Source organism: Bacillus sp. FSL K6-1284 (assembly GCF_038002625.1).
Lineage (GTDB): Bacteria > Bacillota > Bacilli > Bacillales > Bacillaceae > Bacillus > Bacillus paralicheniformis.
Genome location: NZ_JBBOCW010000001.1, coordinates 2532796 through 2558347 on the forward strand (window position 1 = coordinate 2532796; position 25552 = coordinate 2558347).

At 46.1% G+C, this 25552-nt stretch carries 27 protein-coding genes and 1 riboswitch; of the genes, 3 read left to right on the top strand and 24 right to left on the bottom strand.

The features are described 5' to 3' along the window. Positions 1 to 193: 193 nt before the first annotated feature. From MHB72_RS13040 to MHB72_RS13095, 12 genes are all read right to left on the bottom strand, one after another. A complete protein-coding gene (locus MHB72_RS13040) occupies positions 194 to 1975 on the bottom strand; it encodes an ATP-binding protein (RefSeq protein ID WP_023857482.1) in 1782 nt (593 codons plus the stop codon). After that, a complete protein-coding gene (locus tag MHB72_RS13045; protein WP_020451999.1) occupies positions 1972 to 2694 on the bottom strand; it encodes a response regulator transcription factor in 723 nt (240 codons plus the stop codon). The genes MHB72_RS13040 and MHB72_RS13045 overlap by 4 nt, the downstream gene beginning before the upstream one ends. Before the next feature lie 144 nt (positions 2695 to 2838). Further along, positions 2839 to 4014, bottom strand: coding sequence for a c-type cytochrome biogenesis protein CcsB (ccsB, locus tag MHB72_RS13050; protein ID WP_020452000.1), 1176 nt, complete (start codon positions 4012 to 4014; stop codon positions 2839 to 2841). 12 nt (positions 4015 to 4026) lie between these two features. Beyond that, positions 4027 to 5667, bottom strand: a complete 1641-nt coding sequence (gene resB, locus MHB72_RS13055) for a cytochrome c biogenesis protein ResB (protein ID WP_023857483.1) — start codon at positions 5665 to 5667, stop codon at positions 4027 to 4029. Next, on the bottom strand, positions 5667 to 6203 hold the full coding sequence (gene resA / locus MHB72_RS13060) for a thiol-disulfide oxidoreductase ResA (RefSeq protein WP_023857484.1): 537 nt from the start codon (positions 6201 to 6203) through the stop codon (positions 5667 to 5669). Before resA ends, resB begins: the two co-directional genes overlap by 1 nt. A gap of 84 nt (positions 6204 to 6287) precedes the next feature. Beyond that, positions 6288 to 7022 (bottom strand): 23S rRNA pseudouridine(2605) synthase RluB, encoded by a 735-nt coding sequence (gene rluB / locus MHB72_RS13065; RefSeq protein ID WP_020452003.1) that lies wholly within the window; start codon positions 7020 to 7022, stop codon positions 6288 to 6290. A gap of 159 nt (positions 7023 to 7181) precedes the next feature. Beyond that, positions 7182 to 7718, bottom strand: coding sequence for a spore maturation protein (locus MHB72_RS13070; protein WP_023857485.1), 537 nt, complete (start codon positions 7716 to 7718; stop codon positions 7182 to 7184). A 4-nt stretch (positions 7719 to 7722) separates the two neighbouring features. Further along, positions 7723 to 8310 (bottom strand): nucleoside recognition domain-containing protein, encoded by a 588-nt coding sequence (locus tag MHB72_RS13075; protein ID WP_020452005.1) that lies wholly within the window; start codon positions 8308 to 8310, stop codon positions 7723 to 7725. Then, a complete protein-coding gene (locus MHB72_RS13080) occupies positions 8298 to 9452 on the bottom strand; it encodes a D-alanyl-D-alanine carboxypeptidase family protein (RefSeq protein WP_023857486.1) in 1155 nt (384 codons plus the stop codon). The genes MHB72_RS13075 and MHB72_RS13080 overlap by 13 nt, the downstream gene beginning before the upstream one ends. Positions 9453 to 9605: 153 nt before the next feature. Next, positions 9606 to 10097 carry a YpuI family protein gene (locus tag MHB72_RS13085; protein WP_023857487.1) on the bottom strand — a complete coding sequence of 164 codons (492 nt, stop codon included), beginning with the start codon at positions 10095 to 10097 and terminating at the stop codon, positions 9606 to 9608. A 114-nt stretch (positions 10098 to 10211) separates the two neighbouring features. Further along, positions 10212 to 10805, bottom strand: a complete 594-nt coding sequence (scpB, locus tag MHB72_RS13090; protein WP_023857488.1) for an SMC-Scp complex subunit ScpB — start codon at positions 10803 to 10805, stop codon at positions 10212 to 10214. Continuing rightward, a complete protein-coding gene (locus MHB72_RS13095) occupies positions 10795 to 11550 on the bottom strand; it encodes a segregation/condensation protein A (RefSeq protein ID WP_023857489.1) in 756 nt (251 codons plus the stop codon). Before MHB72_RS13095 ends, scpB begins: the two co-directional genes overlap by 11 nt. A gap of 182 nt (positions 11551 to 11732) precedes the next feature. Between MHB72_RS13095 and MHB72_RS13100 the strand changes: the two genes are divergently transcribed. Then, positions 11733 to 11828: a YjcZ family sporulation protein gene (locus MHB72_RS13100; protein ID WP_003183108.1), complete on the top strand. Its 96-nt coding sequence runs from the start codon at positions 11733 to 11735 to the stop codon at positions 11826 to 11828. Between the two features lie 119 nt (positions 11829 to 11947). Beyond that, on the top strand, positions 11948 to 12469 hold the full coding sequence (locus MHB72_RS13105) for a DUF309 domain-containing protein (RefSeq protein ID WP_145930208.1): 522 nt from the start codon (positions 11948 to 11950) through the stop codon (positions 12467 to 12469). 10 nt (positions 12470 to 12479) lie between these two features. Here MHB72_RS13105 and MHB72_RS13110 read toward each other — a convergent pair whose 3' ends face one another. From MHB72_RS13110 to MHB72_RS13155, 10 genes are all read right to left on the bottom strand, one after another. Then, positions 12480 to 12854 (bottom strand): GNAT family N-acetyltransferase, encoded by a 375-nt coding sequence (locus MHB72_RS13110; RefSeq protein ID WP_020452011.1) that lies wholly within the window; start codon positions 12852 to 12854, stop codon positions 12480 to 12482. Between the two features lie 101 nt (positions 12855 to 12955). Further along, positions 12956 to 13420, bottom strand: a complete 465-nt coding sequence (gene ribH, locus MHB72_RS13115; protein WP_003183115.1) for a 6,7-dimethyl-8-ribityllumazine synthase — start codon at positions 13418 to 13420, stop codon at positions 12956 to 12958. A gap of 34 nt (positions 13421 to 13454) precedes the next feature. Continuing rightward, complete coding sequence (locus MHB72_RS13120) at positions 13455 to 14651, bottom strand: bifunctional 3,4-dihydroxy-2-butanone-4-phosphate synthase/GTP cyclohydrolase II (protein ID WP_020452012.1); 1197 nt, start codon at positions 14649 to 14651, stop codon at positions 13455 to 13457. A gap of 21 nt (positions 14652 to 14672) precedes the next feature. Continuing rightward, positions 14673 to 15320: a riboflavin synthase gene (gene ribE, locus MHB72_RS13125; RefSeq protein WP_023857491.1), complete on the bottom strand. Its 648-nt coding sequence runs from the start codon at positions 15318 to 15320 to the stop codon at positions 14673 to 14675. Between the two features lie 11 nt (positions 15321 to 15331). Beyond that, the gene (gene ribD / locus MHB72_RS13130) at positions 15332 to 16420 is read right to left on the bottom strand and encodes a bifunctional diaminohydroxyphosphoribosylaminopyrimidine deaminase/5-amino-6-(5-phosphoribosylamino)uracil reductase RibD (RefSeq protein ID WP_105981054.1); all 1089 of its coding nucleotides are present in this window, start codon (positions 16418 to 16420) and stop codon (positions 15332 to 15334) included. A 108-nt stretch (positions 16421 to 16528) separates the two neighbouring features. Further along, positions 16529 to 16679, bottom strand: a riboswitch (FMN riboswitch). Between the two features lie 101 nt (positions 16680 to 16780). After that, a complete protein-coding gene (locus tag MHB72_RS13135) occupies positions 16781 to 17125 on the bottom strand; it encodes a hypothetical protein (protein ID WP_020452015.1) in 345 nt (114 codons plus the stop codon). Between the two features lie 264 nt (positions 17126 to 17389). Further along, positions 17390 to 19579 (bottom strand): RNA ligase, encoded by a 2190-nt coding sequence (locus MHB72_RS13140; protein ID WP_216920158.1) that lies wholly within the window; start codon positions 19577 to 19579, stop codon positions 17390 to 17392. 205 nt (positions 19580 to 19784) lie between these two features. Continuing rightward, positions 19785 to 20090 (bottom strand): hypothetical protein, encoded by a 306-nt coding sequence (locus tag MHB72_RS13145; RefSeq protein ID WP_216920156.1) that lies wholly within the window; start codon positions 20088 to 20090, stop codon positions 19785 to 19787. Further along, positions 20080 to 21210, bottom strand: a complete 1131-nt coding sequence (locus MHB72_RS13150; protein ID WP_043054368.1) for a Rap family tetratricopeptide repeat protein — start codon at positions 21208 to 21210, stop codon at positions 20080 to 20082. Before MHB72_RS13150 ends, MHB72_RS13145 begins: the two co-directional genes overlap by 11 nt. Before the next feature lie 229 nt (positions 21211 to 21439). Beyond that, positions 21440 to 21877 carry a peptidylprolyl isomerase gene (locus MHB72_RS13155; RefSeq protein ID WP_020452019.1) on the bottom strand — a complete coding sequence of 146 codons (438 nt, stop codon included), beginning with the start codon at positions 21875 to 21877 and terminating at the stop codon, positions 21440 to 21442. 336 nt (positions 21878 to 22213) lie between these two features. On the opposite strand from MHB72_RS13155, the gene MHB72_RS13160 reads away from it, so the two are divergent. Beyond that, positions 22214 to 23110: a DUF1002 domain-containing protein gene (locus MHB72_RS13160; protein WP_020452020.1), complete on the top strand. Its 897-nt coding sequence runs from the start codon at positions 22214 to 22216 to the stop codon at positions 23108 to 23110. Here the strand turns inward: MHB72_RS13160 and MHB72_RS13165 are convergent. Together MHB72_RS13165 and lysA are read right to left on the bottom strand one after the other, a co-directional pair. Further along, positions 23107 to 23967, bottom strand: coding sequence for a poly-gamma-glutamate hydrolase family protein (locus MHB72_RS13165; RefSeq protein ID WP_023857497.1), 861 nt, complete (start codon positions 23965 to 23967; stop codon positions 23107 to 23109). The genes MHB72_RS13160 and MHB72_RS13165 overlap by 4 nt on opposite strands. A 259-nt stretch (positions 23968 to 24226) precedes the next feature. Then, positions 24227 to 25546 carry a diaminopimelate decarboxylase gene (gene lysA / locus MHB72_RS13170; protein ID WP_020452022.1) on the bottom strand — a complete coding sequence of 440 codons (1320 nt, stop codon included), beginning with the start codon at positions 25544 to 25546 and terminating at the stop codon, positions 24227 to 24229. Positions 25547 to 25552 lie beyond the last annotated feature (6 nt).

A 25552-nucleotide genomic window follows, 5' to 3' on the forward strand; every position in this document is an offset into this window, starting at 1 on the left:
TCCAAATCCTTCATCCATTTCCTCTGATGTTCATCTGTCTTTTGGAATCCCCACTCTTTTAACGGCAACAAAGGCAAAAACGTTTCAGGATAAGCAGAAATTTTACAACTTGGATACAAGTTGCCCTCAAATAACGGAGCACCTGTTCTTCATGAACAGGTGCTCTTTGTTTCTTATGGAACAAGATTCTTCGTCAAATTTGGCCAACATCCTGCTTATTTCTTGGAATGTAAAACGTGAAGGAAGTACCTTCGTTCAGCATGCTGTGGACGGTGATCGATCCGTTGTGTGCATCGACGATGTTTTTAACGATCGCAAGTCCGAGGCCCGTCCCGCCTTTTCCTCTCGTCCTTGCTTTATCCGCCTTGTAAAAGCGTTCAAAAATAAACGGCAGGTCCTCTTCTGGGATGCCGCTGCCCGAGTCTTTCACGGCGATTTTCAGCCCGCTTTGCGCTGACTGCACATCGACATGTACGGTGCCGCCGGCATTTGTATGGCGGATCGCGTTGTCAATCAGGTTCGTTAATACCTGCTCCATTTTGTCCGGATCAAACACAAATTTGGCTTCGTGCAGATCAAGATTGTGAGAAAGCGTAATTTCTTTGTCACCGGCCACTCCGTAAAACTTTCTGAACACCCTCTCGAAAAATTCGCGGAGCTCCACCTGTTCTACGTTTAAGGAAATATGGCCCGCCTCCATTCTGGCAAGGTCCAGCAAATCATTCACAAGCCTTCCCATTCGTAAAGACTCGTCATAGATGACCTGCGCGATTTCCTTTTTTTCTTCCTCAGAGCTTGCAATGTCGTCAACGATTGCTTCACTGTACCCTTGAAGCATCGAAATCGGTGTTCTCAGCTCATGGCTGACATTGGCGATAAAATCTTTTCTCAGCTTATCAAGCCGTCTTTCCTCCGTCATATCCCTCAAAACGGCGACCGCTCCGCGCACATGTGACTGATTGTACAGCGGACTCATGAGCAGCACCCACGTTCTGCCTTGCAGGGTCATTTCAATCATCTGCTCCTTCTCCGTGCCGACGGTGTTTTGAAAAAGCTCACGCGCTTCAGGAGGCAGTTCATGGCCTTCTTTTACATTCATGTTCTGCTCATAATACCAGGCCTGTAAAAAGCGTTCAGCCGGAGGGTTAGTCACAAGGATCGTCCCGTCGATATTGATGGTGATCACGCCGTCTGCCATACTGCTTAAGATATTCGACAAATGCTCCTTTTCCTGATTGAGCGCTGTAATATGGAACTTCAGCTGGCGCCCCATTTGGTTAAAGGCAATCGCCAGCTCGCCGATTTCATCCTGGGTCAGGATCGGAATCTTCGTATCAAACTTCCCTTTTGCAAGATCCTGTGCACCCTGCCGCATTTTTCTGAGCGGGTAGGTAATCCGGCTTGACAGGAAGAAAGCGAAAATCGTCGTTAACACAATCGCAATCGCAGCGGCAAAGAGAATATACCTTGTCGTATGCTGTGTCGTATCTTTCACGGCAAGAAGCGATTGAGAAAGAAACACCATGCCTTCATCTTCGCCTTTCCCGTACGGTACACCGACAATCAGCTGATCGTTCTTTTGATCGGAGATGACCGTCCGCTTCTGCACTTTTTGATGCTTCTGAAGCGCTTCGTTCAGATCGGAATCATTTTTAATATCTTTTAATGTAATGGAAGCCACTTTTTGATTTTCCCGCGGTGAATACCAATATTCATTCTCATTTTTGATAACGGTGATGCTCGTCAGTTCATCGGCAAGCTCCCATGTGATCGATCTGGCCGTCTCCTGGTCTTTATGGTTTTCCATGATGACGGCCACCTTGCTGGCGAGCTTTGTCAAATCAGCTTCCGCTTCATCGACATGGTAGTTTTCAATAAACTCAAGCAGAAAGAACGTAAGGATAAATAAGACAAATGAAACCAAAAGCAGTATGGTAAACCACAGTTTACCGACTACGCTCTTCCAAAACTTCATTCGTTTCCGACCTCAAATTTATACCCGACACCCCATACTGTTACGATTTTTTTCGCAGCTTTCGGCGAGACTTTGTTCAATTTTTCACGTAGACGTTTAACATGGGTGTCGACCGTTCTCAAATCGCCGAAAAACTCGTATTGCCATACTTCCTTCAGCAGCTTTTCACGATCGTATACTTTATCAGGAGTTTTGGCCAGGAAGTAAAGCAGTTCATATTCTTTCGGCGTCAGGCTGACTTCGGTTCCGTCCGCCATAACTCTGTGAGCATCGTGATCAATGGATAAGTGAGAAAAAACAAGAACATTTTTTGCCGTTGTATCTGTATTCAGATAAGAGGTTTGCGATGATCTTCTCAAGAGCGCTTTGACTCTCAGCACCACTTCCCTCGGACTGAAAGGTTTTACAATATAGTCATCGGTTCCGACTTCAAAGCCCTGCACCCGGTTCGCTTCTTCGCCTTTCGCCGTCAGCATGATGATCGGAGTGGCTTTTTTGTCGCGTACTTGGCGGCATACTTCAATGCCGTCGGTTCCTGGCATCATCAAATCGAGCAGGATTAAATCGTATTCGTTGCCCAGGGCTTTATCGATGGCTTCGTCGCCATTCTCGGCTTCCTCGATCTTATAATTTTCCCTTTCCAGGTACATTTTTAAAAGTCGTCTGATTCTTGCCTCATCGTCTACTACTAATATTTTTGTCTCTTTCGTCTGTTCCATCGTAAACCTCCTGATTTGAATCTTCTTACATTCATTTTATTAGAAAAGCGATCGTAAGCCAAGCTAAGAATGGCCTTTCCCAATTTAAAACGATAAGCTGCGGAAGGCCCGGCGAAAAGCCCGGACCTTCCTGCACCGCACGGATCATGCATAAGAGTGAAGTCCAGCGATGACAAGGTTTACAAAAATAAGATTAAACATAATAATGGCAAAACCGATAACGGCAAGCCACGCCGATTTTTCGCCGTGCCAGCCTCTTGAAAGCCTGAGATGCAGATAAGCTGCATAAAACAAAAATGTAATCAGCGCCCAGACTTCTTTCGGATCCCAGCCCCAGAATCTGCTCCATGCCAGCTGTGCCCATATCATCGCGAAAATAAGCGCGCCAAGCGTAAAAACCGGAAAGCCGATCGAAACGGATCGATAGCCGATTTCATCGACAAGGTCAAGGTTCACATTTTTCACGAGCGGCTGAAGAAGCTGACTGATGCGTTTTCTGATGATCAGCCTGATGACACCGTAAAGCAATGCGCCGGTTCCAAACGACCAGAGAACCGTATTCAGCTTCCGTCCTGAAAAAATAGGCGGCACATTGACAAGCGGCTCCATTCTCTCCTCTGTTAAAAGTTCGCCTTTGTTCGGCCCGATCAGAGCGGGAAGCTCGTAAATCATGACGTCTTCCTGGTTGTCTTTATCAATCCACTTGAACTGCGCTTCATAGCCCCCAATGCGGAATGAGGTCGTGACAAGGATAAACGCGAGCGTTGTCACAAGCATAAACATGACAAATTCGAGCCAGAACGTTTTTTTGCCAGGCTGTGACTGATCCACATGCTTGAGTAGAAAGATCACGCCGGCGACAAAGCTGATGGCGAGAATCGCCTGTCCGAGAGCTGCAGTCGTAACATGAATATAAAGCCAGTTGCTTTGAAGCGACGGAATCAGCGGTGTGATATCGGTCGGAAACATGCTGGCATATGCGATTAACAGCAGGACAACGGGCAGTGTAAACAGCCCCAAAGCAGACAGCTTGTAAATAAAGTAGATGATGATGAACGCCAGAACGAGCATCATGCTGAAAGCAGTTGTAAATTCGAAAAGATTGCTGACCGGTGCGTGTCCGGAAACGATCCATCTCGCAATAAAATATCCAAACTGGCATACAAATCCGATGATCGTGATCAACACTGCGATCGACGCCCAGCGGTTCTTCTTCTTCCGGTCTGAAGCCTTGCTCCTGATGGAGCCGCCAAAAAAGAAGACCGCTGAGAGATACAAGAGAAATGCCGCGTACAATAAATTGCCGCTTAACTCTGCCATGAAAACCCCTCCCTATGCTGGCCGTTTATTTTTTTCCTTTGACAGTTCTTTTTGATCGGCCGGTTCGGATATCCCCGTATCCTCAAGTACGGCCTTCAAGTCCTGTTTCAGCCCGTACCAGTTTTTATTCGTATGTCCGGCGACGAGCACATGCCCGTCCAGCGTTCTGAGCCAGATCCTTCTGTGGTGCCAGTACATCCCCTGGATGACGCCGATCATAAAGATGGCGCCGCCGACCATGAGCACCCACAAAGTCAAATCTTTTCTAATGGTGAGGCCTGAGAGATTTTTCGTTTCGACGTGGTCAAACTTCATTTTGTATTTATTGTCGTCAGAACCTTCGATTGTTTCCTGAATCGCAACGAAACTCTTTTCTCCTTTAGGCTTATCCGGGGCGGTGATCTGGAATACAAAAGCCGGATTGTTCGGATTCCTCGTTTTCGTGCTCGGCTCCCCGTCTTTGTTAAAATAAAAGTCCGGCAGGTAGCTTGCAATATGAACTTTGTAACCGTTGCCAAGATCATATTCCGGCTTCGGCTCCAAGAGGTTGATTGCCACTTTGCCGAAAGATTTCCCGCTGTCTTTTTCAATCAGCTGAAAGACCATTTTGTCGAGCTCGCCTTCCTTGTAAGTCAGCTGATAGAGTGCATATGAACCGAATTTCAGCGGGTCATTGACCCTGATCTTGCCGCTTTTCACTTTCTTCAATTCAGGCGCTTCACCCGGGAGACTGTCATTTTTTCTTTCATATAGTTCAACATCGGTTTGATATGTTTTTGCGACAGTACCGTCACCTGCTTTAGTAATCGCCTCTGAAAATACTTCTTTTTCTTTTTCACTGTCGTACATTTCTTTTGTAAACCGGTTGTTTTTCAAGTAGTAATGGCCGTCAGTTCCCGGGATGGGCACGGTCTCCCCTTCCCTGATCCAAAGGGTTTCGTCGACATACATGCCCGGAACAAATCTGAGCATGACACCGATGAGGAATATGATCAGCCCGATATGGTTCACATATGGGCCCCATCTTGAAAAACGGCCTTTTTCCGCAAACAGGTTTCCGTTTTCTTCTTTGACTCGGTATCGTTTTTTCTTCAGTTTACCGACGATTTGTGATCTGGTGTCTTCAGACATGTCCGCTTCCGTCCGGCTGAAAAGGCGCTGCCTCTCCATAAAGTTCGGATTTCTCGTGACGCCCTGATTTTTCAGCGCCCTGTACAAAGGAACGACCCTGTCAAGGCTGCAGATCACAAGCGATATGCCGATTGAAGCAACCAGAACAATAAACCACCATGAACCGTAAAGATTGTGGAAACCGAGAGTATAATAGATTTGTCCGAGAAGCCCGTATTGTTCGCTGTAGTATGTATCAGCCTGCGCACCCGGCGGCAGGAACATTTCCTGCGGGAAAATCGTTCCAAAAGCAGATGCTGTCAGCGTAATGACGATCAGCCAGACGCCGACCTTTACAGACGAAAAGAAATTCCATATTTTATCTACGATTGTTTTGTTATATGTTTGAGAGCGTCTCGCACTTCCGTCATACCGCATGTCAAGGAGTTTGGCATCCTGTTTGACGAGCGGCTTTCCGCACGATTCACACAAAACGGTGCCCGTCGGATTCACATGGCCGCATTCGCATTTGATTTCTTTCATCATGACGATCCCTCTGGTTTGATCATATTCATATAATCATGGATCATTCGTTCTGTCATCGTGCCAGACACGACTTTGACAATCTCTCCGTCAGGATTGATCAAAAACGTGGTCGGCAGCGGTGTGACATCGTATGCGTTCAGAACCTGCCTGTCTTTATCAAGCACAACCGGAAAATTGACGCCGTAGTCTTTCATAAAGTTTCGGACGGCAAGGTTTGATTCGCCGACATTGACGGCGACGATTTCAACCCCTTGATCCTTAAACACTTTATATTGATTCGCCATGTAAGGAAATTCTCTTTTGCATGGTTCGCACCATGTTCCCCAAAAGTTTAAAAATACCCCTTTGCCTTTTAGATCGTCCAGTTTGAGACGGTTGCCGTCAACATCCTCCAGCGAAAAATTGGGAGCTTTTTCCCCCACCGCCACACTCTCCGTCTTTTGAAACACGGCGCTGTACAGCGTGTAGCCAAGCGCTGCAAGCAGCACAAGGAGGATGCCTGTCCGAATGTAAAAACGCTTTTTTTTCATAATCCGCCCCCTCATTTAGACATTCAGTATCATTATATCATCTCATGACTGCCTGCCATTTGCCTTTTTTGAAGGTTGTGTGAAAATTTAGAAAGCCGCTTTACCGTGTTCAGCCAATGCCCTGAGCCTTTTCACTTCATGAGGCGTGAGCTCTCTTTTTTCCCCGGTTTTCAAGCCCGCCAGGTTCAAAAAAGCGTACTCTTCCCTTTTCAGCTTGAGCACTTCGTGTCCGATGGCTTCAAACATTCTCCTGACCTGACGGTTTCGCCCTTCATGGATTGTGATTTGGACGATGCTGGTCTGCTTTTTCTTATCGAGTGACAAAAGCTTCACTTTTGCCGGAGCTGTCTTTCCTTCCTCAAGGCGTACGCCCCGCTCAAGTTTTTTTAAATTCTCCTTTAAAGGAATGCCTTTCAGCTTTGCCACATACGTTTTATTAATTTCGTATTTCGGGTGCATCAATTTATTGGCGAAGTCCCCGTCATTCGTTAACAATAAGAGGCCGCTTGTATCATAATCAAGCCTTCCGATCGGATAAATCCGCTCCTCCACCTCTGTGAAAAAGTCGGTCACAACTTTCCGGCCTTTATCGTCTTTAACCGCTGATATAACCCCTCTCGGTTTATACAGGAGAAAATAAACGGGTTCTTCGCTTTCAAGCTGGACGCCGTTTACCTCGATCCGGTCTGAGCTTGATACTTTAACGCCGAGCTCTCTGACGGTTTTGCCGTTGACCGTGACTTTCCCTTCTTTTATAAGTTCCTCCGCCTTTCGCCTTGATGCAATACCGGCGTGGGCGATTACTTTTTGAAGTCGTTCCATATCTTTCACCTCATGTATTATCTTACTTTTTTCCAGACCAACAAACAAGTTTGCGGGCGCCTTCTTCCTTAGGAAAGAAGCACTCCGCCCTTAAATGTATCCTTTCTCACGTCAAAAGTAAAACAGTTTTGGCTAAAAAAGCAAAAAAGCGCCTGTTGATCAGGCGCTTCCAAACAGCAATGTTACAATAATCACAGACGCGATAATCCCCGCTAAATCAGCAAGCAGTCCCACTTTTAAAGCATCCCCCATTTTCTTGATTCCGACCGCGCCGAAATAGACAGTCAAAACATACAGCGTCGTGTCTGTCGATCCCTGCATGACAGAGGCCAGCCGGCCGATGAACGAATCGGGTCCGTAAACTGCGATTAAATCGGTCGTCATGCCGAGCGCCGCCGTTCCCGAAATCGGCCGGATCAGAGCCAGCGGAACCACTTCCGTCGGAATTCCCACGGCGGAAAATACCGGCTTTAAAAGATTCATAAAAAAATCGAGCGCCCCTGAAGCACGGAAAACGGTGATCGCTACAAGCATACCGACCAAATAAGGGATAATGGAAAACGCAATTTGGATTCCTTCCTTCCCTCCCTCAACAAACGCTTCATAAGTCGGGACTTTTTTGAATGTACCATACAGCAGAATCGTGGCGATGATAAACGGGATAAGGGCCAGAGAAAGCCAATTGATGAATTCCAAATGCTCACCCCTTCTTTTTTCTTCTATAATAAAAGTATCGGTCGATGAAGATCGCAAAGATTCCCGATATTAAAGTCGCCAAAATGGTCGGCCCGACGATGTCTGTCGGCGCCTTTGCATCATATGTCATCCTGACCGCGATGACGGTCGTCGGAATCAAGGTAATGCTTGACGTATTGACCGCCAGAAAGGTGATCATTGAGCGGCTCGCTTCCCTGCGGTTCCGGTTGAGCGCCTTCATCTGTTCCATTGCTTTAATGCCGAGCGGTGTCGCCGCATTGCCCAATCCGAAAAAGTTGGCCATTAAATTGGATAAAATATACCCCATCGCCGGATGATCCGGAGGGATCTCGGGAAACAGCTTTGAAATGAACGGCCGGCACAACCTGCTGAATTTTTCGAGAAGCCCGGATTGTTCGGCGATTTTCATCAGCCCCAGCCAAAAAACAAGGACGCTCATCAGGCCGATCGAAATCGTGACAGCTTCCTTCGAACCTTTAAATACGGCCTCATTGACTTCCTGAACCGTTCCGTTGAAAAGCGCAAACACCAGACCGATCACCGTTAAGCCGACCCAGATTATATTGACCATGATGAACCGCCTGCCGCTTTTTGGAATACGGATTGAAAGGTCTCGAAAAACGATTTTTTCGGCTTTTTGTTGCGTTCGTTTTCATAATAGATCGGTACACTTGCAATCGTTTTTCCGTTGAACATGACGTTCATTTCCCCGATGATGTCCGGGATTTCTTTTTTGTTTTTACGCCACGATTTTTTCGGTTTAAGAAGCTCGATGTCAACCTTCACGTCTTCTTTTTCATCTTCGTTTAACAAATATGTGACATCCCGTTTAATAAAAGCTTTATTCCCGTAAAAAGAGTCTTTTAATTTCGGAACCTCGCCTTTTTTGGCGATGATATATGTTTTGTAGTGGCCGTATACATAGTTGAACATGTTCATATGATCATTCCAGTCGTCAGGGGCATTGATGGTGACGGCGATCAAATCGGTTCCGTCTTTCGATGAAGTGGAGACGAGCGTGCGCTTCGCCAGCTTGGTATATCCCGTCTTCCCGCCTGTACTGTATTCGTAAAGCCCTGTTAAAAGCTTGTTTTTATTTCTCCAGATGCCTTGCATCGTTTCTGCCTTATAGCGCTTCGTTCCGGCGATTTTTTGGTACGTTTCGTTTGTCATCGCATATTTCGTCAAAAGCGCCATATCATAGGCCGAGGAATAGTGGTCAGGGTGATCATCGAGTCCGTGCGGATTGCGGAACAGGGTGTTTTCCATGCCGAGGTCGGCCGCTTTTTGATTCATCATGTAGACAAACCCTTCCAGGCTTCCGCCCACATGCTCAGCAATCGCAACGGCTGCGTCATTTCCCGATCTCAGCATCAAACCGTAAACAAGGTCCTTCAGCTTCACCTTTTGCCCGCTTGTCAAATAGATTGATGATCCCTCCGTTTTGACCGCCCTGTCGCTGACCGTGACTGTCTCATCCAATTTGCCCGATTCCACGGCCAAAATGGCTGTCATAATCTTCGTAATGCTTGCAATGCGCCGTTTTTCATGCTCATCCTTCGCAAACAATACCCGTCCGGATTGCCCGTCCATGACAATCGCGCTTCTTGCGCTGACATGAAGGGAAGGCTGTGCTTCAGCGATTTGGTATGAAGAGCATAAAAGAGAGCATATGATGATGGCTGCTGCAGCCTGTTTTAGAAAAAAGCGCATTTTTTCTCACGTCCTTGTGGTTGTTTGTACAAGTTTATGCGCTTGTCTTTCCGTTATGAACACCAATTGGATGATTCCCCGAGAAAAATCTCAAGCAACATTAAAACTCCCCCTTTCATGAAAGGGGGAGTTCCGGCACACGGTTCATTTAAGCTATGATCTCGGCTGAACCATCTTCATCCGATAGTCAGTCGCATAGTATTCCAATTCTTCTCTCATCGATTGATATTCTGTTTCAAGCGAAGCCATCAAATTTTTTAATGAGGCCGGCGCTGGTTCGTGAAAGCAAATGGCGTTTTTTCCCGTGTAGGCCGCTCTGCTGTCTTCGTACCAAGTATCTTTTTTCGGTGTAAAAAATTCTTCTATGCATCGATGATAGATCTGATAGAGCGTCCTTTCGGCGGCAGCGTCCTGAAAAGGAACCTGCTTCAGCCTGATTCGGCAAGCCAGAAGCCCTTCTTCACAGTAAACCGCCAGTTTTCTCAAGTTACTGAGGACATCGCGATAATAATCTCTGCTCCCGGGCTCTTCGGCTTCAAGGGATGAGAGCGTCGTTTCGTTTAAATAATCGCTCAGCGTCTGAACGGTCTGTGCTAAAAATTCGCCTGCCTGCTCGGTTTGGGCTCTTGCCATAGATTTTCCCATTGGTGTCGGCACCCTCTCCTCATCGCTTTGTTACAATCGTATTCTTTCATGCATGAAATTAAACATAAAAAATACGATAATATATATTATCATACTTCGGTCCTTAAGGTGAGTCTATTTTAAATCTTCGAACGTCTGGTTAAAGTTCTCAAAGAACAGATCGGCTTCTTCCTGAACCCCGTCTTCTTCTACATTTTCGGGCAGCGGCGGAAGCTCTTCAAGCGTTTTTAAGCCGAATTGTTCAAGAAATGTTTCGGTTGTACCGTACAAGATTGCCCTGCCCGGTCCGTCCGCCCGGCCTACTTCGCACAACAGCGCTTTTGCGACAAGGCTCTGGAGAATCCGTTCAGATTTGACCCCTCTGATCTCCTCGACTTCCGCTCTCGTAATCGGCTGCTTATATGAAACGATGGCCAAAACTTCGAGGGCAGCCTGAGAAAGCCCTTTTGAAGGGGCTTCAATCAGCTTTTTCAAATAGACGGCGAATTCTTTTTTGGTCGAAAGCATGTACGTATCCGCGTACTCGACAAGCTCGATGCCCCTGTCTTCTTTTTCATAGGTTTCTTTGACATCAAGCATAATATCCTGAAGCTCGGCTTCATCGATCTCCAAAACGGATAATAGCTGTTTTTTTGTCAGGCCCTCGTCGCCGGCGGCATACAAAAGCGCTTCGACAATGGCTTTCCAATTCACGATATCAAGCGTCATGAATCGCTTCACTCCCTGTTATGTAAATGTCTGAAAAGTTGTGTTCCTGCTCAATGATGATCAGCTGGTTTTTCATCAGCTCCAAAATCGCCAAAAACGTCACAACAAGATGCTCTTTCTGTTCGTATGGGAACAGTTCCATAAAATGCATCCTTTGACGGGACGATTTCAAACAATCGACGATTTGCGTCATTCGTTCTTCTATCGGTATTTCCTGTCTTGAAATTCTAGTTTCAGACGGCCGGCTGATTTTTTTGCGGTTCAGCACCTTTTGAAACGCCCCGAGCATGTCGTAAACGGTGACGGACAGCTTTTGCTCGCTGAGTTTGATTTCCTTGGCATAGTCGCTTAAATCGCTCGGCGGCTTCGCGAATGCTTTTTGCCGCTCTTCCTCGCGCTCCTTCAAATTTTGCGCGGCACTTTTGTATTTTCTGTACTCTATTAATTTTTCAATCAATTCTTCTCTCGGGTCCTCTTCCTCCTCGAGAAACTCTTCGTCAAACAGCTCCTCTTCCTGCTTTGGAAGGAGCATTCGGCTTTTAATGCTGAGAAGGGTCGCAGCCATCACCAAATATTCACTGGCCACGTCGAGCTCAAGTTCGCGCATCGTATGCACATATAATAAATACTGCTCGGTTATCTTCGCAACAGGTATGTCATAAATGTCTATTTCAAGGCGGTTGATTAAGTGCAGCAGCAGATCCAGCGGCCCTTCAAACGCCTCGATTTTCACCTGATATTCCATGTTCATTTCTCACCATTTTCAAAATCGCTTCTAAGCCGGCTAAAACTGGCTACCCTTTAGTATAAATTACGCGTCTGCATGAAGTCCAATATAATTTAAGAAGCTTTGGCATTCGCCTATACGATTTGAGCGTATGCTGCATAGAATACTGTGTAAAATCTTAAACCTGAGGAGGGAACAACATGGGAGGTAAAGGCTTCGGCTACGGCGGAGGATTTGCTTTGATTGTCGTTCTGTTTATTTTGTTGATTATTGTAGGAGCGGCATGGATCTATTAACATAAAAATGAGAAGCGTCCGTTACCCGGGCGCTTTTTTCATAGCCTGGATATATCTCCATTTTTCCTCCGTTCCGTTCTTATGATACACTTTAACGGAAACTTAAAGGAGGATGTCAGATGTATCCCCAAGCTTATATCGATTACCTGGCCGAATTCCACGGGTCAAGGGATTATTTTGAATGCCACGAAATTTTAGAAGACCATTGGAAAAAGGACAATCCCGGCGAGCGGAAATTATACTGGGTTGGATTGATTCAGCTGGCAGTCGCACTCTATCATCAGCGGAGAAACAATTTTGCCGGTGCAGAGAGATTAATGGCGAACAGCATCCGCATCCTGGTGTCCGAAAAAGACGCAGTCGAATCGCTCGGATTAGATTACAGCCGCTTCATCAAGCTGTTAAGGAAGACTTACCAAAAAATCAAAGCCCATTCTCCTTATGAAAGCATCATGCTTCCGATCACAGATGAATCTTTGATCAAAGCATGCCGGAAACAATGTGAAAAAAAGTCGTATGAGTGGGGAGCAAACGATCCACCCGACACCTTCATCATTGATAAACACCTGCTGAGAGACCGGACTGAAGTGGTTGCCGAGAGGAAAAAACAAATCGAACGGCGAAAAAAGAGCAGAGGCTAGAAGCCTCTGCTCATTGGTTATATGTGATGTCTTCATTTTCGTGATCCTGACAGCGCTCAAAGAATCCTTTAGTTAATTCATTCGGAACCAGCGGTTTAGGTGCAAACATTTGCGAAATGGCCGACACCATTTTTTTGCCGATTCCTTGATGACGGTGAGACGGGTTTACACTGATATGCTTGATCTCGACTTCTTCTTCTCTTTTCTCTACTCCTACACAGCCGACAATATCCTCGCCTTCTTTCCATAGGAACAGCTGCCTTTCAGTGTCCGTTTCATAGTCTTTAATTGTCTGCTGAAGCTGCTTGACGTCCTTCTCATTCGGCATAAACGAAAGGAGCCCCATCGCAATCTTTTCGAATGACTTTTTATAACGAATTAACATAAATACCCCTCAATATATCAAAATGTGGATCTAACGAAGGCTAGTCGCTTCACATCACATTATAAACATTTTTATAACCTTTTTAAACTCTTTTTCGGTAATTATTGAAGCGACCGGGTCAGGTTCGCCATTTCAATCGCTGCCGCGGCAGCTTCTGCACCTTTATTTCCGGCTTTTGTTCCGGCGCGTTCTACCGCCTGCTCGATCGTGTCTGTCGTCAATACGCCGAAGATCACCGGAACGCCTGTTGACATGCTGCTCGCCGCAATCCCCTTTGCCGCTTCATTGCAGACATAGTCATAGTGGCTTGTCGCTCCTCTGATGACCGTGCCCAGTGTAATCACGGCGTCGTATTTTTTCGTTTCAGCCATTTTTTTGGCGATCAGCGGAATCTCGAATGCGCCGGGAACCCAGGCGACATCAATATCATCAGCTTTGACCCCATGTCTCAACAGCGTATCTTCTGCACCGCTTAGAAGTTTGCTTGTAATAAAATCGTTGAACCTTGACACAACGATCCCAATTTTCAAATCTGTTCCAATTACATGACCTTCTATTTTATTCATATGAATCCCGTCCTTTTTTGTGATTGATTTTAGTTTAAAAATGAAGCATATGCCCCAATTTTGATTTTTTCGTTTTTAAGTACTTTTCATTGTCTTTTTTTGTCTCCATCTGCAGCGGCACCCTGTCTGCGATCGTCAGTCCGTAGCCTTCGAGACCGGCAATCTTTCGCGGATTGTTCGTCAGCAGCTTCATTTGTTTCACGCCGAGGTCTCTTAAAATTTGGGCGCCGATCCCGTAGTTACGAAGATCTGGGAGAAAACCGAGCTTTTCATTAGCCTGCACGGTGTCATATCCTTCTTCCTGCAGTTTATAAGCTTTCAGTTTATTGATTAAGCCGATTCCTCTTCCTTCCTGTCTCAAATAAAGGAGCACGCCCCGGCCCGCTTGTTCGATTTGCGCGAGTGCGGCAGCAAGCTGCGGGCCGCAGTCGCAGCGGTAAGAGCCGAAAACATCGCCCGTCAGGCATTCTGAGTGTACGCGGACAAGGACAGGCTCGTCTCCGAAAGGTATATCGCCTTTGACGAGTGCTATATGTTCCTTGTCATCGATTTCGTTTGTATAGCCGTAAACCTTGAATGTGCCGAATTCGGAAGGCAGCGTAATCTTCACTTCTCGGTTGATCAGCGTTCCCTTGCTGTAGCGGTATTCGATCAAATCTTTAATCGTAATCATTTTCAAGTCGTGCTGGTCGGCTATTTTTTTGAGTTCAGGCACCCTTGCCATCGTGCCGTCTTCATTCATGATTTCGCAGATGACGCCGGCCGGCGCGGAACCGCACGCCTCCGCAAGGTCAACGGCCGCCTCCGTATGTCCGGCTCTTTTTAAAACGCCGCCTGTTTTCGCAATCAAGGGGAAAATGTGCCCCGGTCTTTTAAAATCGCCCGGAAGCGCGTGATCATCAATCAACGACATGACGGTCAACGACCGCTCTTGAGCGCTGATCCCCGTCTTTGTATCGCGGTGATCCACACTGACCGTAAATGCCGTGTGATGAGAATCGGTATTTTCGTCCACCATCGGATGGAGGTCGAGCCGTGAAGCGATCTCTTCATTAAGCGGCGCGCAGATCAAACCCCTTCCGTGCGAAGCCATAAAGTTGATCACTTCAGGTGTTGCGTATTCTGCCAGCGCAACGAAATCGCCTTCGTTTTCCCTGTCCTCGTCATCGACCACGATGATGACTTTTCCTTGCTTCAAATCGCGTATCGCTTCTTCAATTGTGTGAAACATAGGCGCGCAGCCTCCTTTCATTTAAAACCCGTTTTCTTTAAAAAACGATTCAGTCAATGGCTTTGCCTGTTTGTCTTGTTTTGCTTGGTGGAGAAACCGGTAAATGTATTTGCCGATCATATCGCACTCGATGTTGACGATGCTTCCGGGCTTTTTTTCCGAAAAAATCGTTTCATCCAATGTGTGCGGGATAAGCGAGACTGTTACTTGATCTTCCGTCAGTCCAAAAATGGTGAGGCTGACGCCGTCTACGGCGATCGAACCTTTTAACACAAGCATTTTGGCCAGTGAAGGGTCAAGTTTTAAATCATAGTATACGGCGTTAGCCGCTTTTTCTATGCGCACGATAGACGCGGTGCCGTCGACATGCCCCGACACCATATGCCCGCCGAAGCGGCCATTTGCCGCCATCGCCCGTTCAAGATTGACGCGGCTTCCTTTTTTTAATGTGCCGAGTGATGTTGCTTTCAGGGTTTCAAGCATGACATCCGCCGTGAAACTGCCGGAACCGAACTCATTTACGGTCAGGCAGACTCCGTTGACAGCAATGCTGTCGCCAAGCTTCACATCCTCGGTCACTTTGTTGGATTGGATGACTAAAGACATGGCGCTTCCCGCCTTTTTCATGTCCAAAATCATTCCGACTTCTTCAATGATGCCTGTAAACATATGCCACCGCCTTATTTTTTTATCGGTTTTGCCGCCAGCTTTATATCCTGGCCGATTTTGGTAATGGTTGTGAAATGCAGTAAGGGGACATCTTTCATCGATTGAAAGCCTTCACCGGAGAGGATGCTGGGAGATTGCAGCCCTCCGATTAATTTAGGGGCAAGATAGAAGATCATTTGCTGATAGAGTCCTTCTTTGACGAAGCTTGCGTGAACCGTCGCACCACCTTCGACAAAGACTGAAGCGATACCTCGGTCTGCAAGGTGCAGAAGCACGTCGCGCACCGGAAGTTCATCCGCATCCAGCACGGTTACCTGTACACCTTCTTTTTCCAGGTTCCGAACCTTTTCGGGATCTGCCTTGGACGTCGTGTAAATCCAGGTTGCCGCTGCTTTATCCTGAATGACTTTTGACTGAAGCGGGATTGACAGCGTCGTATCGAGAACGACACGCACCGGCTGATTCACTGCACCGGGGAGACGGCATGTCAAACTCGGGTCGTCTGCTTTTATTGTGCCCGATCCCACTAAAATACTCTGGTGGTTTTTTCGGTATTGGTGAGCGTCCATCCGCGCTTCTTCAGAAGTAATCCATTTGCTGTCGCCTGTTGCGGTAGCGGTTTTGCCGTCAAGGCTGGCAGCTGCTTTTAATGTCACATACGGAAGGCCTGTCCGCATAAAATGCATGAACTTTTCGTTCAGCTCTTCCGCCTGTTCTTTGAGAACGCCTGTTTCGACCTCGATCCCGGCACTTCTCAGCATCCCGATTCCTCTTCCGGAAACGAGCGGATTCGGATCTTCGGCCGCCACGACTACCCGCTTCAAACCGGAACGGATAATCAGTTCCGCGCAAGGAGGCGTTTTGCCGTAATGGCTGCACGGTTCAAGCGTCACATAAATGACGGCTCCTTCCGCATGGCGGCCTGCCATTTGAATGGCGTGCACTTCTGCATGCGCTTCGCCGTATTTTAAATGAGCCCCCATTCCGACCACTTCACCGTCTTTGACGACAACGGCTCCGACAAGCGGATTGGCTCCTGTCTGACCTTCACCCTGCTTCGCAAGCTCCAATGCAAGATTCATATAATGCGCATCTGTCATGAATTTCCCTCCCTTCTTCCAAAAAAATAACCCCGGATGTCGATCCGGGGGTTGTTTTTGTGTATGAGAAATAAAACTATGCATCATCATTATTTTTCACATAGTCTCTTCATCCTTCTCCCATCCAGACTTTCACTGTCGGCTTCAGCTTCTCACTGAATCCACCGCTTTGCACGAAGCACAGCGGGTCACGGGCTCTAAAGCTGTCTCTCGCTTTATTACCGCCGGTCGGGATTTTCACCCAGCCCCGAAGGATACAATCGATATTTACTTGTCCTTATGCGTAATTATAGCGGCCGCATATTAAAATTGCAATGAAAACTGCTTGCACAAAAAAACCCTCTGAGAAACAGAGGGTTTTTAATCTGCCACCTTGACGACTTTGATTAATCCGTCGATTCTGTTGGCATTAGAGAAGTAGGCCTTTACTTTGTCTCCTTCTTTAATGTCGGACAGATCCTGGTTGAGATTTTTCGCATTGAAAATGATCTTCGTTCCGTTATCTGATACCCCGTGGTATTCAGTGCCGTCAATTTTGGTGATCTTATATTGATAAATGGTATAGTTCTTTTCCTCAGATGAGACGGTTTGGCTGAGCGCCGTTGAGACATCTTGAACGCTTCCGTTTTTTAAATAATAAAAGCCTCCGGCCAGTACGGCAGCCAAAACGAGCAGAACCGTGAGCTTGAATCTTATTTTCCCCATGATCAAAACCTCCAGAACACGTTCTGAACTATCCTATGTTTATTTCCTGTGAATGATGAAATAAAACATGTTCGATTCAGACGGAAAATATGTGGTTTTTAAGTATAACGCAAAATGAAGGGAAATCGTTTCATATTCAGACGAAATACTACTTATAACCTACGAATGTACATTCTGGTTTAGGGGTGTGTGTGTGAAAACAAGCTTGAAAATTGAGTCTAAATAACTATGTTTCAAGAAACCGTTTGTTCTGTTTTCTTCGCTTTAGGTTTCGCTGTAAAAGTCGTTTCGGATGGTGATAACGGACTGGTTTTTAAGATACTCGCTGTCTTTCGTTTTGGCCCAGGCGAGAAACTTCACATGCTCGGAATGGAACAGGGCCTCGTGATGGGGCGAGCGACCAGCAGCCGCGCCGAGTCTGTGCTTGATACCGCGCACGAACTTCCAATATTGATAGAAAGGCAGTTTTAATTTTGTCATAAATCCTGCCGAGTCTTCAATCACATATCCTTCCTCCTCAATCGACGGGTCATTTGACACAGACAGGTACCATTTATAAAAATCGGTCCACTGGTCAAAAGAAATGACTTTTTGCTTACATTCTACGCGAAATGTCTCAGAAAAACAGAGGACATCTTCATACGGCAGCTTTTCATATTTCATCTGTCTTTTGACAATGTCGAGAAGGACAAGCTTATCCGATTTGTACTCGATAATGTGCGGATCTTTTTCTGGCAGCACGACTTCAAACACTAACGAAACATTGCGTGTTTTTACATATTCTTTTATATCCTCAATCTGAGATGCGTCAAACGTTTTGTGAAACAGCTCTTCCACCCATTTCGCATGGCCGTCTTTTTGTCCGCTTGCCGATGTATAAGATTTTGAGGTGAAGACGAGCTCATCGGTTTCAGAATTGTAGCCGACCGTTCCCAAAAATCCATTCGCCTTATCATAAACAGTGACCGGAAAGCGCAGCGTGTTAACGAGAACATGCATTTTCGTCGTCAGGCGTTCATCGATGTTGAAAAATTTGTTGTAGCTTCTGCTGACGATTTCCTTGGTGTTTCTGTTGATAAACAGCCCTCTTGCCTTCATGCTGACGCTGTCCCATTTTCTCTCCTGAAAAGCCTTCCTCGTAAAGTTAAAAGAGGAAATGCCTCCGGCTAATTTTTGCTCAGATACATAATCGTGTTCGTCCAAATGCTTTAGAAAATGGTCGACAGTCAGCTCCTCGTGTTCGTGATGAGAATCAAGCGAAGGAGAGGACGTTTTAAACACATCATTTTTTATCTCATGTGTTTGAATGCCAGACCGATCGATGGTGACAACCCTTAAATGCCCGCCGTGCTCCACCTGCCCTTCCAGGTTATATGATTTTGCGGCTGCATGCACTGGAAGCCGGAACATGTTTCTGTGCCCGTGGATTTGAATGATGTTCCGCCCTTCCATATTTTTCGTAAAGACATGGTCGATATCTGTCTCATATCCGCCGACACCGTTGATCAGCTGGCTGGTAGCTGTAAGCAGAAGGTTGTCAGGAAGCGCGGAAATACCTCCGTGCGTGATGATGTAAGTATCTTCTCCATACGTGAAGTAGACAATTTGGTGGAAGCGCCTGGCCAGTTCCCTGATATCTTTTTTGTCAAAGCCTGCTTCGTCTAATTCCGGTTTTGTCTTCTTGTTGAATACGCTGCTTCTTGTTTCTTCATCATGCCCGTATTGCTTCAAATATTTATCATGATTTCCTTCGAGCAAAATCACATTTTTACGATCTTTGATACTGAGCAGGAATTGAACGACTTTTGCGTTTTCTATTCCTCTATCAAGCATATCACCTGTAAAAATATATAACTCGTCATCTTCGAGTCTGCCTTTCAAATAAGAATCCAGCACCGTAAAACAGCCGTGCACATCCCCGATCACATGTATTTTTTCATAACTGTCGAGCCGCCTCGGCTTATACTGCATCACATCGTCAAATTCTTCCGGCTTGATGACCGTTGTCCAGGAAGGCGCCGGTTCGGTTAAAATCCGCTCGTGCATGGCGTGAACCACGCTGTCGGGCACCCGCTTATGCTCAGCCCTCTCCCGGTTTCTCAACAGAGCGGTCTCAAGCGGAATATCGGAAAAATCAACCACATACGCTCTGTAGCGATACTTTAAAACGAGAGCTTTATAGCTTGAAATCATGCTTGGTTTCGCATGTGTGGCATCAACAACGGTGAATTCCCCCCTTTCCATCCTTTCTTCAAGGAGGGTGAACAAAAGCTTCCATACTTTTCCGTCATTTTTTTGAGAAATGTCGTAATTCCCTTCCAAATTTAACACGGGTGACTGATGGATCAGCCTCAGCTGATCAGCAGACAGTGTATATTGATTCAATTGATGATCCCTGATCCAGGTTGATTTTCCGGTGCCAGGGCAGCCTCTAAGCAGTACCAAAGTCCTCATTATTGATCTCCTTATTTAGTTCTGATAAGTTTTATTATAAAAAAATTTAGCATTCCTTCCAAGGATATACGTCCTTATTTGCATTTTGTTTCAAAAAATATCCCCTAAAGGGGACTTTTTACGTGTTATTTCACACCTATCCTCTTTTTATCGGACATAAAAAAGGCAGTGCTCCTATAAGCGAGCACTGCCCTTTGACTGAATATTATGTTACATTTCGTTCTCCGATATGAATCGGTGACGTTTTGGCAGATGTTACGTTTCTCTCAGCAACATGTACCGGTGCGGATGTTACATTTCTCTCAGCGATTTGCACCGATGTGGACGTTACGTTTCTCTCGGCGATTTGCGTCGGTGCGGACGTTACATTTCTCTCGGCGATTTGCGTCGGTGCGGACGTTACATTTCTCTCGGCGACTTTCATACCATCTGTTTGCGTCATCAGCACAGCACTTGCCAGAGAAAGTCCTGCTACTGAAGCAGCGGCGGTTAACAACAGTTTAGATTTCATACGACCAGTCCCCTTTTTTCATTTGTTTTCGAGCACTGAATACCGTTTGATAGAAATAAACAGAGTCGCTCAAGCGCCCAATTTCATTATAGTATTCAGCAGCTTCCAATGCCAAGTCCTCAATATCGGGATACATCTTTTTTGAACCGAGCAGCTGAAAAGTTTCCAGCATTTGAGCTCTTCCGTCATCATCAAGATACAAGGCTTTCAAAAAATGAAATTTTGATAGATAGATCGAATCGTCTGATCGCCGGGCGATGTCAATCCCTTTGTTTAACGCGTCATCCGCCTGTTCCAGCTGCTTCAGCTTGAAATATGCATGTGCAAGACTAAAAAACGCTTTTGGGAGAATATCTGATGACTCTTCTTGATAAATCGCAGCAGCTCTGTTGAAGTATTCAGCCGCCCGATTAAAATCCCCCATCTTATAATAGCAGTTACCCAAATTGTAATAGGTGTGTCCTTCCAATATGAGCTGGCCTTTCTCCTGTGAAAGCTTCAGCGCCTTTTCAAGATGCGAAAGCGCTTTTTCATTCGAATCCAGATCGTCATAGTTGCCTGCGATGACGAACTCGCATTGGATTCTCCGAACCGTGTAAGTTTCATGCGCCTGGTAGGTTTCAATCGCTTGAAGCGCATAGTTCATCGACACGTGGCTCTGTTTCATATGATAAAACACTTCAGCCATTTTAAAATGAAACTCGGCTCTCTCTATTTCGTCCTCGACATGCAGCAGCTTTTTTTCGGCGCGCCTGTAAAAAGAGATCGCTTTAATATAATCATGGTTTTTATATTCATACATCCCTCTAAAAAAATTGAAATAATATTCAAGCAGGCCTGTCAGCTTTCCTTGTTCATCTTCGATATCTTTTAATATTTCAGAAAAGTCAGGCGGGGTTTCGCCTTCTTCCAATGGTTTTACGTAATCAAGCATAATTCTGTGTCTGAATTCCATTAAGGCGTAATACAATAATAAGTCTTGATCTTCTTCCATTTGAGAAATTTCGCGCTCAATTTCTGCCTTCAGCATTTCGGCGTCCGTAACATTGAATTTGCGTATCGCGTTATACCAGTCATTAATTTTTACGCCGACTGCAGTCGATGGGATTTTTACGCTCACCCCTTACGCCCCTTCCTTTTATACAGATTGCGTTCTCTTTCTAGCTCTTCACTTGAATATATTTTACATAAAGGGTCATTTTTTCACAATTATTTTATTTATTAGGATCATCATTTCCTAGCAAAACGCGGTCGAAGAATCGGTCCCTGGTCCTATTGCATCTGGAAAATGAACACCGTTTCAGACAAAAAAACAGCCCGGCTTAGCGGGCTGTTTCTTCGCTTTCTAATTATGCGTCAAATACTTCGACTTTTTCCATGCCTTGTCCCTGCTCCATTGAAGTGACAGCATCAAGACCTGATGTGACTTTTCCAAAAACAGTGTGTACGCCGTTCAAGTGCGGCTGAGGCTCATGGACGATAAAGAATTGGCTGCCTCCAGTATCTTTTCCTGCGTGAGCCATTGAGAGAGAACCGGCTTCGTGTTTATGCGGATTCCCTTCTGTCTCGCATTTAATCGTATATCCAGGACCGCCTGTTCCGGTGCCGTGCGGGCAGCCTCCTTGGCTGACGAAGCCCGGAATGACGCGGTGGAACTTCAACCCGTCATAGAACCCTTCGTTTGCAAGTTTTTCAAAGTTGGCGACAGTTCCCGGCGCCGCTTCCGGATATAGTTCAAACTCGATTTTTTTGCCGTTTGTCAGTTGTATGTATCCTTTTTTAGCCATCTTGATTCTCTCCTTTCATTTCACAAGGGTCATTATATCATATCAAAGAAGCACAGAGCCAATCTACCTGAAATAAACGGCGCTCTTGCATCACTTTTGTAAAAGATTTTAAAAAAAGGTTGAATCGCCTGTGAAAATCATGAATGATAAAAGAGCGTGTGATACGATACCCGGAGGGCATTTGACTTGAAGAAAAATGGATCTCTTTTTTTCTTTGAAACCTCTCTCATCTTTCATCCGTCTATATTTCGGAACGCATTATTTCCGTTCCGGCAGGCTTCTTTAAAAGTACAGCAATTCTGCCTGAAGCCTGCATTTTTAAGGAGGGCATTGAGCTTGAAAAAATCGATACTAGGAATCTTTACAGCATTGTGTCTGCTCATTTTCCCGCAGGTCAGCTTTGCTGACGCCGCAGTGGGTGATGTGATCGTCACGCTGGGGAAAGACTTGTCAAGCCAGGACAGACAAAAGGTATTAAAAGAAATGAATGCGCCTGAAAATGCGACCATCATCGAGGTGACAAATGATGAGGAGCATAAATATTTAGGGGATTATATACCGAAAGCACAAATCGGAACAAGAGCGATTTCTTCTTCTTCGATTACCGTAGCGAAAAAAGGCACCGGTTTGGAAGTGCAGACACACAATATCAGCAGAATTACGGATGAAATGTATTTAAACGCGCTGATGACAGCCGGTGTAAAAGACGCTAAAGTCTATATCACTGCACCATTTGAAGTATCAGGCACAGCCGCTTTGACCGGTTTAATGAAAGCCTATGAAACGACTTCGGGCGAAAAGATCTCCGAAGACGTGAAAAAAGTCGCGAATGAAGAGCTAGTCACCACTTCAGAGCTTGGCGAGAAAATCGGCAGTGAGAATGCATCAGCGCTGATGGCCAAAGTCAAGGAAGAAATCTCGAAAAACGGGGTTCCCGAATCAAAAGAGGAATTGGAAAAAACGATTGATTCCGCCGCTTCCGATCTGGGCGTGACGCTCACAGAGGATCAGAAAAAATCTCTCATGTCTTTATTTAATAACATGAAAAATATTAATATCGACTGGAACCAGGTTGGAGACCAGCTTGACAAAGCAAAAGATAAAATCACGAAATTCCTGGATTCTGAAGAAGGACAAAATTTCCTTCAAAAACTGATCGACTTCTTTGTGTCTCTGTGGAATGCCATCGTTTCCGTATTCACCGGCGGCGGCACCTCAGAGTCCAACGGTTAACACAACCGCCAAAACACCTCCTTTTTCAATTGAAGGGGGTGTTTTATTTTTGCAGAGGGGAAGTCCCCTCCGTCTTCTTCATAGTTTTCGTGAATAAAATCGGTCAGCAGTTTTGTAAATCGGTAAAACGTTTCGTTTTGCGTCGCTGCCCTGTCTTTTAGCGTGAACCGATCAAATAAAGATTGGCGGAATCCTGTGCTCATTTCAAGCTGAATGCTCAGCCCGGAAAGCGACTTGTTGGCGATGTTATTCGGATGGGTTCCGGCGTACTTGTCGTCCGTCGCCAGCATTTCAGCGGCAAACCCCGAGCGATTCAGCTCATCAACCAATATTCTGATTTTAACGCGGTCTGTCCCGCCCACTTTAATAGCGCGGTCTTCACTGTAATAGCCGTGAAGCGACATGACATACTGGTGACTCGCAGTGATGGCGAGCGCCGCCGGCTCGTCAAAACGGGTGCTTGTAATGTGAAGATCCCTATTGCCTGATGATTTCAGCCCTTCAAACAAGTACAAGGAATAATTTTTCGCCACTTCATTGGCGATTTCACTTGTTCCGGGTTCGATGCCGCCTCCATGGATCGCCATGATGAGCATCGGCACTTTTGCGTCCTTCTCCGTCATTCGGTAAGACGCCGGATCTTCATTCCGCTTCAATTCTTCAAAGCTTGAATATTTATCAGCGGACTGTGTTGCAGGATGAGCCGCAGCAGAATATGGGAATGAAATCACAGCAGAAATTAATAAAATATTCACAGAACTGTTTATTGCTGTAAAACACTTCGCTATGTTACAATCAACACATTGCTTCAGGCACTGGAGCATGCGGTGGAGTAGGGATACTTTGGCCGGTTTCATCTACTCCGCCTCTAAATCCGCAAAATCAGCAAATCTCATCCTTTTCACCTTGATCATTGCCTTTACCATCTCCTTTGTTAAATTTTTGTTAAATTCCCAATATTATATACAATCAGCCCGGTCGCTGTTCTATGCATGTCATGATCTTTTTTGCAAAAAACACCGCCCGATGGCCGGGAAATATTCTTCATGCGGCAAACGGGAAAAAATTCTTTTTGAATAAAAAAATGGAGACCCCCTTGAGGGAATCTCCATTTTTTTATTGTTTTACTTTCGATTTAAGCGGCAGATCCAGCTTGACGATATCCTCATACGTCTCTCTCTGAATGACGAGCTGCGCTTCTCCATCCTCGACAAAAACGACGGCCGGGCGCGGAATGCGGTTGTAGTTGTTGGCCATGCTGTAGCCGTATGCACCGGTGCAGAAAACGGCGAGCACATCTCCGTCACGAACTTCGGGGATTTCCAAATCCCAAATCAGCATATCTCCGCTTTCACAGCATTTTCCTGCGATTGATACGGTATCATGACAAGCATCGTTCATCCTGTTGGCGACGGCTGCTTCATATTTTGCCTCATAAAGCGCCGGCCTGATATTATCGCTCATGCCGCCGTCAACAGCCACATATTTGCGAATGCCCGGCACCTCTTTTTGCGAACCGGTCGTGTACAGCGTGGTTCCCGCATCTCCGACAAGAGACCTGCCCGGTTCGATCCAAATCTCAGGGATGTCAAAGCCGAAATGCTCGGCATTTGCTTTGACCGCCTCGATGATTTTTTCAACATAGACATCGGCAGCGAGCGGCTCGTCGTCTTTTGTATAGCGGATGCCGAAGCCCCCGCCGAGATTGAGCACTTCCGGAATGAATGAGTAAGTCTCCCTCCATTCAGCGAGCTTTTCAAAGATCTTGTCTGCCGCAAGAACAAATCCTGCCGTATCAAAAATTTGCGAACCGATGTGGCAGTGCACGCCGAGGAGCTTAAACGCAGATGAGCGAAGGACTTGTTCGATGGCTTGTTCGACCTGCCCATTGTGCAGATCAAAACCGAATTTCGAATCTTCCTGTCCCGTCGTAATATAATCATGCGTGTGCGCTTCAACTCCCGGTGTGATTCTGAGCAAAACGTCTACAGTTTGTCCTGATTGCTTGCAAAGCTTTTCTGTAATGGCGATCTCGTGAAAGTTATCGAGCACGATGCAGCCGATTTGATGCTCCAGAGCCATGGCTAGTTCTTCAGGGCTCTTATTGTTTCCGTGAAAATGAATCCGTTCAGCGGGGAACCCTGCTTTGATCGCAGTAAAAAGCTCTCCTCCCGATACCACATCCAGAGACAGCCCCTCTTGTTCGGCAAGCTGAATCATGGCGACCGCTGAAAACGCCTTGCTTGCATACGCTACCTGCGCTTTTAAACCGGCTTCCCTGAATGCCTTCTGGAATTTTCGGGCGCGCTCTCTTATCAGCGCGACATCGTATACATAAAGAGGTGTTCCATATCTTTCTGCCAATGATAGAACATCGACACCGCCGATTTCGAGGTGTCCACTTTCATTTCGTCTGCTAGTACCATGTAAAAACAATTGTCA